Below are 6,765 nucleotides of genomic sequence, written 5' to 3'. Positions count from 1 at the left end.
TCTGCTCGTCGGTCAGCCAGTACAGGTCGCTCATGTCACCGCTCCGTTTTCCGAGCCGTGAATCACGTAGCACACTGAAAATCAATGCATCCTGACCCTAGACGCCCGGTTTCCATTCTGGGTCGGATCGGTTTCCAATTTCTGTTCCTGATCCGCCCCGGAGAGGATGCGTTTTCGGTCGGCAGCCTTGCTGTATCGCTGCACTTCGGACAGGCTCTCATGCCCTGTCCAGGCCGCGATCTGGTGCGCCGTCGCGCCGGCCTCGGCCAATGCCATGGCGCGGGATTTCCGCAGGCCATGGGCCGATTTTCCCTTGACGCCGGCATCGGCCGCCGCGCCGGCGAACCAGCTGCTGAACGCCTTTTCGGACCTGGCTTTGCCCTGCGCCGTGACCAGCCACGTCATATGGCGCGGCGCATGGGCGATCGCCTCTTTCAGCGCGTCCAGATCGTCCTGCATGCCCAGGGCGAAGTCGGGGAGGGTGCGATTGAACGGCACCGAAACCTCTCCCCCGGTCTTTCGCTGCCTGAACGTCAGCCATCCGTCCTTGCTGACCATGCCCGGGCCGATTCTGACGGCGTCCGATGCGCGTGCGGCGGTCCAGTAGATCAGCTCCATGGCGAGCCTCTGTGGCGAGGCCATGGGCCAGTGCTTGCGGAACGTCTCGATCTCTTCGGGCAACCAGGGCTTGAACCCGTCGCTTTTCGCGGTTGCGACCTTATCGACCTCGGTCGATGGATCCTGCGCGATCAGCCGATTCTTCTTCGCCCAGGTGCAGAGGCACCTCCAAGCCTTCCTGCGGTTGTTGGCCGGGTGGGGCGCGAGTTTGGAGATATCCGCCTCGATGTGCGAAGCCCGAAGATCTGCAAGCCGCGCGCTCCCCCAGGTGTCGGCGATATGGCTCAGGTGCCGGCGCCGTTGCTGCTGCGTCGTCGTGGCCATTCCGGTGAAATCGGCGCTGCGCTGATAGCTGATGATGGCGGCGGCAATGCTGCCGTTCGCCACCGGGCGGCCCTTTCGCTCGGGCGTTGAAGCGGCCAGCGCGGCGGCATAGGCCATCAGAAACTCAGGGCTGTCCTTAGGGCCGTCGGGCAGGCGGACCAGCTTGTGGCCCGGCACGGCCAGATAGGTGAACTGCCTGCCATTGCCCTTGGTGATGGTCTTGACGTGTTTCAGCTTCACCGCATTGCCCGCAGGATTTCGTCGCATGTATTCACGCCCTCGACATCCTCCCCTTCAATGGGCAGGCCCGAGGCATATTCGTCAAGCGCCAGCCTGTCGTAAAGCCGCTTGCCGCCAAGCATACGCCTGGGAAGGCCGAGGCTGCGCAGCTTGGTCTCGCTGATCCCGAGGTAATGCGCAGCCTCGGGCGCCGGCAGCAGGCGCGGCGCGAAAGCTGGCTCGTGCTTACCCATCACGCTATCCTCCTTTCTTCCTGGACTACCAAGTGCGCGCAGTTGGCCCGCACCAGCGCCTCGGCCAGAGGCGGGCAGACGCTGTTTCCGCACATGCGGGTCTGCTCGGTCTTCGTGAGGGTCCGGCCGTCCGCACCGCGGTCGATGATGTAGCTGTCGGGGAAGCCTTGGGCTCTGAATTGCTCGCGAGGCGTGAGCATCCGCATGCCGATATCGGTGATGGCATAGGTCTGGCCATCGATCTCGACCGTGACGACGCTGAACCGCGGCTTCGCGGTCAGGGTGTGCAGCGGCTCGCCCGCGCCCTGGTTCTGGTCGGCGCCATAGTATTTGTCGAGGAACGCCGCCACGATGGCGCCATGCTGGCCGCCGGCACAGATCGAGGGATGCGGTGCGTCAGCGCCCCGGTCGCTGCGGTTCGCCCCGTGCATATTCATCAGGTGCGTGGCCACGACCTGCTGCTGCGTCCCGGTCGTGGTCAACGTGCTGACCGGCTCGGACATGGGCCGGCCGGCATTTCGGGTCATTCGCGGCCCGGCATTGTGCTGCGCCATGAAGGCCGCGACGACCGCGTGCTTCGTGCCGCCGGCAACCATCGTGCCGATGGGCTTGTCGAGGTTGAGGCATCGCGGCGCCTGGCCGGAGGCCTCGCCATATCCGGTCTGCACCAGCGTCGGGACGATGATTCCGTTGTAGTCCTTGGCGCTGGCGGTGATCGTGTGAACCGGCGCGCTGCCAGGGCGATTGCCCCCGCCCTGCTGGGCATATGTGACCAGGAAGGGCTCTTGCGCGTCGATGACATGCTTGACGATGCCACGGGCGATGCGGCGCAGCGTGGCCGGCTTCAGGGGCCGCTGGGCGCGGATGCCCCAGCGCGCCATGATCTCGGCAGAGGTCTCGAAAATCGACGGGCACGGGAGGGACCAGTCGATGATGCTGGCGGCCGTTGGCCAGGGCTGGATCCGGCCGCGGCGCACCGCCTCGGAGCGCGGATCGCCATGGGTCGGCTTCGGCCAGACTATAGGCCTGCCATCGCAACGGGCGGCGACGAACAGCCGCCGGCGGATCGTGGGCACGCCATAGTCGCAGGCCCGCAGCAGCTTCCATTCGACGCGATAGCCTTGGCGGCGCAGATCGGCGACCCATTTGGCGAAGGTCTTGCCCTTGCGCACTTGGCACGGCCGGTTGTCCTCGGTCAGCGGGCCCCAGTCGCGGAATTCCTCGACGTTCTCCAGCAGGATCACATCGGGCCGGGCACGCTTGGCCCACAGCACCACGACCCAGGCCAGATCCCGGCGGCAGCGCGACACTGGCTTGCCACCCTTGGCCTTGCTGTGATGCGTGCAGTCCGGGCTAAACCAGGCGAGACCGACGCGCCGGCCGGCGCAGGCTTCCGAGGGATCGACGCGCCAGATGTTCTGGTTGAGATGCAGCGTCTCGGGGTGATTGGCCGCGTGCATCGCGAGCGCGGCGGCGTCGTGATTGATGGCGATATCAGGACTGCGCCCGAGCGCCATTTCGATCCCGGTCGAGGCGCCGCCACCGCCGGCAAAGCTGTCGATGATCAGGGGCTGGCCATTTGCGGGCAGGATCGGGTCGATGATCAGGGGGAGATGCGGTTGGAAGGTCATGCCCGCTCCTCCACCGGCTTCTCGCCCTCGGCCGTGGGCAGAAACCCCGTGCCGCGCAGCCATTCCCACTCCTCGTCGGTGCCGAGGTATTCGACCCATTCGCCCTCGCCGCGCATCTGGCCGGGCCCGGGTTGTTTGATCCAGCGGTCAGTCATGGCACTGCATCCTTCTCCTTGCCGGTGCCAGCGCCGCCGCAACGGCCGTGCTAATCCAGTCCAGATGATCGACGCGGCGAAAAACCCCGCGCTCGCGATCAAGCTTCACGGTTATGGTCTCGCCGTCACGGATAGGGACCAGGCTTTCAACCGGGTATGTGCGCCGACGGCTCGATCTCATGCCTGGCCCTCCGACAGCGCGCGAAGGGCGGGATCAAGCGGATCGAGACCCTTCTCGGCCCGCCACGGTTCAAAGCTGTGATCGCCGTCCAGGACCATGCGCATGGCCATGACCGCGACTTGCACGGCCTCCTTGCGCACCCGGTCCGCGCTTTCCTCGAACGTGGCCGTCGCCAACTCTCCGACCTCTTCGACCAGCGCGGCAAAGGTCACGTTTTTGCCGGGGAACTTCGCGCGGGCCCGGGTCAACTCGGCGAGGATTTCGCCGGCCAGGAGTTCCTCGCGCGATGCAAGACGGACCTCTGGCGCCCACCCCGGCGCTTCCTCGGCCGGTCCCTGCCAGGTGCTGCGGCCGATCTCGACGGAAACGATGTCGCTGGTCATCCCGCATACTCCCAGCAGTCGATATCCGCCTCGGCGCAGGCTTCCGGCCCGTCCTCGCGCTGATTGGGCTCAGCCCAATAGGTCGGCGCGACCTCCCGGGCGTATTTCTCGATCGAGGAACCGTCGGCGAACTCGGTGCCGCCGATCAGCACCATGTGATTGACGAAGCGATCGATGAACGCCGCCTCGGTCATCTCTTCCTTGTCGGTCATCTCTTCCTTGTCGGACATGTCGCACTCCTTCCTGACCATTCTGGATGGACGCCCGCGCGGGGCGACACACCGGAAGGGTCAGTCCGCGCCGATCTCCGGGCGGCCCATCATCAGCGGCACACCGGTTTCGCCCTGGGCGTAGTGCATCGCCACCCGGGCTGCGTCGCGCAGGGCGGCGTCGGGGTTGTAGATCGAGGCAATGAACTTCACGTCCTGCCCGGCCTTGCGGTAGCGGAAGCGCACGGCCAGCCGGTAGAGCGCGCCTTCCTCGAACACCGGGATCGCGATCATGAACAGGTTCGGCAGGGTCAGAGGGCTGCCATCCGGGCTGCGATGCTCGGTCAGGAACTGGACCTGCGCCTCGCCGGTGTCGCGGTTGGTCTTGACCTCGATATGCCCAACCTCGTGGATCTTCAACTCGCGCGACAGCAGGTTGATCGCGGCATACTGGCCGAACCGCCCTTGGATCTTGGCGGCGATGTCGATCATCCGCTGTTCCCAAGCTTCGATCTCGCCGCCCGCCTGGCCCAGCAGCGCCGGCGTCGGATCAAGGAAATCATCGGCGTTCGCCTCGATAAACTCGCCGAACACATCCTTGTCGAGCGCCTTGCCATCGATCGCCGACCAGCGCTTCCACTGTTCGGACACCGGAAAGTTGTAGACCGCCCGATGCCGACCATAGTTCGCGGACGGATCTCCAGCCTCGGGCGCAACCACCGGCGCGCCGGAGCCGTGATAATCGATCACCGAGATCAGCTTGGGTTCGGGATGGATTTGGCCGAACAACACCGTGTCGTCGCCCTTGAAGCGGTTCGTCCAGGTAATCAGGCTGTCCAGATCGGCCAGGACCGCCTTGCCGGTGCGCTGGAGTGGTTTCAGCGCCTCCATCACGGCGCGGTGCTTGGCAGTCAGATCCTCGATGCGCAGGCCTTCGGGCACGGCGACAATGAAAGGCGCCTCGGGCGTATCCGCCGTCGGCATGCTGATGGGCTGGACCTCGCCAAGGCGCGGAATCTCGGCCAGCAGCGTCTCGGCGATGTTCTTCGGGGTCTCGGTGGTCATGTGGACTGTCCTTTACTCGGCCGCGCGCAGCTCGCGCCGGCCGTTGCCGGCGTCGCGGATTTCCATGCGGGATTGCGCGGGATTGTGGGTGGTGATGCCGCCATCGCCGGTCATCCAGGCGACGGCCTTGCGCTTGGGCGACTTGGGCCCGACGATCTTGTCATCCATCGTCATCTGCGTTGCGCCGAAAGGATCGACCGCAACGTCGATGGTGATGGTGATCTTGCCCTTGGCGGTGGTCGAATACTGCTGCGCAAAGCTGCGCATCTCGACGTTGTTCGCCTCGATCCGCGACAGCAGATCGGGCAGGTAATCGCCGCCATCGGCAAGCGACAGCATCTGGTCAAGGCTACGCAGCTGCGGCGCGGAAGATGGGATTTCCATAGCGTCCTCTGATCTGAAAGGTTGGGAAGGAACCGGCCCGGCACCGCGCCGGGCCGCAGGCATGCGCGGCCCCCGGCTACCAGCCGTCGCCGTAGCCGTCGCCGTCGCCGTCGCCGTAGCCGTCGCCGTAGCCGTCGCCGTAGCCGTAGCCGTAGCCGTAGCCGTCGCCGTAGCTGCTATGTATCGCGCCGCCCTGCTGGATCACCGGAATGCCCGGCGTGTCAGATGCCGCAGATGCTCCCTGATCGGCGATCAGGGAGGGGGCCGTGGTGCTGTCCGCACCCATGTCACGCGCCCGCCAGGTGCTTGTCCCAGACCGCCGGGACAGCGTCGATCAGATGCACGACCGAGCTCACGGGCGCATGCAGCGTCCCGGCTGGGTCCAGCTTGGTCTTGGCCTTGGGCCCCTCGAGGGCGAGTTCGCCAAGCCCGCGCGAGGTGCCCCAGTGGCGGATGCACTGCGCGCCGGTGACGGTCAGCATGCCGCCTTCCAGGCTGCAATAGCCCACATAGACAAAGCCGCGATCCAGCACCGCGATTTGCGGTTGACGGTCGGTAGCCTCGGGCGCCGCGACAGGCGCGGCAGCGGTTGCGGTGTTCATGGTCAAAACGTCCTCTTTCTGATCTGCCCGGAACCGCCGAGCGCGGTATGAAAGGAAAGGTGCTGGCCGCCCCGGGCACGGGAGGGAGGGAGGAACTCAAGCCAGAGCGGCCAGCCAGTGAGGGTGCGACGAAAGCAGCCAGGCGCACCCAACTCGACGAAGGACCGAAGCCCTCCGACAATCTCAGACCTGGTCGGCAAGCACCTTGCGGGCTTCGACCAGCAATTCGGAATTTCCCAGATGCGCCAGCTGCTCAGCCATGCGCCGAACCAGATCCCGCAAGCGCAGGTTCTCTTCGATCAGCGCCGGCGCGCGCTCGGCCATCAGCTGCGGGTCCAGGATCGTCATGGCCGGACCCCTGATCCCTCCGACAGCGCCACCCAGCCCGCCTCGCGCGCCTGCACGGCTGTCGGCGCCACAAAGTCCAGCACCGCGCCCCAGTCGATCTGACCGAGCAACACTCCGGCCCCGATCCCCAGGATCACCAGCAGCACCGCGCCGAGCCAGATAAAGACCATCGCCCAGGACACCGGCCGCCGCTGATCGGGTTCGCCCCAGCCAAGCCCGGCCTCGGGAACGCCATGGATGCGCACCAGATCATCGGGCGCATAGTCATGCACCGGCACACCAGCCCCGCTGACCTGCCCCTGAACTTTCATCCAGCCGCGACCGGAGCCCGGTTAGTGTTTACGCCAATTGGCGCAGGTTGAGCAATCGCCCGACGCGCGGAGCTTTCATCT

The 6,765-nt window shown here is 65.9% G+C and carries 12 protein-coding genes; all 12 read right to left on the bottom strand.

What is annotated here, in order from left to right; all coding sequences use genetic code 11:
* Positions 1-81: 81 nt before the first annotated feature.
* Positions 82-1,209, bottom strand: a complete 1,128-nt coding sequence (locus ACDP63_RS23995; protein WP_409928775.1) for a tyrosine-type recombinase/integrase — start codon at positions 1,207-1,209, stop codon at positions 82-84.
* On the bottom strand, positions 1,179-1,415 hold the full coding sequence (locus tag ACDP63_RS23990) for a helix-turn-helix domain-containing protein (protein WP_028710607.1): 237 nt from the start codon (positions 1,413-1,415) through the stop codon (positions 1,179-1,181). The genes ACDP63_RS23995 and ACDP63_RS23990 overlap by 31 nt, the downstream gene beginning before the upstream one ends.
* Positions 1,415-3,046: a DNA cytosine methyltransferase gene (locus ACDP63_RS23985; RefSeq protein ID WP_024844417.1), complete on the bottom strand. Its 1,632-nt coding sequence runs from the start codon at positions 3,044-3,046 to the stop codon at positions 1,415-1,417. Before ACDP63_RS23985 ends, ACDP63_RS23990 begins: the two co-directional genes overlap by 1 nt.
* Entirely contained in the window at positions 3,043-3,201 is a 159-nt protein-coding gene (locus ACDP63_RS23980) for a hypothetical protein (RefSeq protein ID WP_155984350.1), read from the bottom strand. Before ACDP63_RS23980 ends, ACDP63_RS23985 begins: the two co-directional genes overlap by 4 nt.
* 177 nt (positions 3,202-3,378) lie before the next feature.
* Positions 3,379-3,765 (bottom strand): hypothetical protein, encoded by a 387-nt coding sequence (locus tag ACDP63_RS23975; protein WP_024844418.1) that lies wholly within the window; start codon positions 3,763-3,765, stop codon positions 3,379-3,381.
* The gene (locus ACDP63_RS23970) at positions 3,762-3,995 is read right to left on the bottom strand and encodes a hypothetical protein (protein ID WP_231486729.1); all 234 of its coding nucleotides are present in this window, start codon (positions 3,993-3,995) and stop codon (positions 3,762-3,764) included. Before ACDP63_RS23970 ends, ACDP63_RS23975 begins: the two co-directional genes overlap by 4 nt.
* A 60-nt stretch (positions 3,996-4,055) precedes the next feature.
* On the bottom strand, positions 4,056-5,039 hold the full coding sequence (locus ACDP63_RS23965) for a DUF2303 family protein (RefSeq protein WP_409928774.1): 984 nt from the start codon (positions 5,037-5,039) through the stop codon (positions 4,056-4,058).
* Between the two features lie 12 nt (positions 5,040-5,051).
* Positions 5,052-5,423, bottom strand: coding sequence for a hypothetical protein (locus tag ACDP63_RS23960; RefSeq protein WP_024844421.1), 372 nt, complete (start codon positions 5,421-5,423; stop codon positions 5,052-5,054).
* Positions 5,424-5,499: 76 nt separating this feature from the next.
* Positions 5,500-5,709 carry a hypothetical protein gene (locus tag ACDP63_RS23955; protein WP_409928773.1) on the bottom strand — a complete coding sequence of 70 codons (210 nt, stop codon included), beginning with the start codon at positions 5,707-5,709 and terminating at the stop codon, positions 5,500-5,502.
* Position 5,710: 1 nt separating this feature from the next.
* Positions 5,711-6,025, bottom strand: coding sequence for a hypothetical protein (locus ACDP63_RS23950; RefSeq protein WP_051419743.1), 315 nt, complete (start codon positions 6,023-6,025; stop codon positions 5,711-5,713).
* 183 nt (positions 6,026-6,208) lie between these two features.
* Positions 6,209-6,373, bottom strand: a complete 165-nt coding sequence (locus ACDP63_RS23945; RefSeq protein ID WP_155987263.1) for a hypothetical protein — start codon at positions 6,371-6,373, stop codon at positions 6,209-6,211.
* Positions 6,370-6,684: a hypothetical protein gene (locus tag ACDP63_RS23940; protein WP_409928772.1), complete on the bottom strand. Its 315-nt coding sequence runs from the start codon at positions 6,682-6,684 to the stop codon at positions 6,370-6,372. Before ACDP63_RS23940 ends, ACDP63_RS23945 begins: the two co-directional genes overlap by 4 nt.
* Positions 6,685-6,765: the final 81 nt, after the last annotated feature.

Origin of the sequence: Paracoccus sp. P2, assembly GCF_046335115.1 — a bacterium.
GTDB classification, from domain to species: domain Bacteria; phylum Pseudomonadota; class Alphaproteobacteria; order Rhodobacterales; family Rhodobacteraceae; genus Paracoccus; species Paracoccus pantotrophus.
Note: the sequence above shows the minus strand (reverse complement) of the source record. Positions and strands in the feature narration are given on the sequence as shown.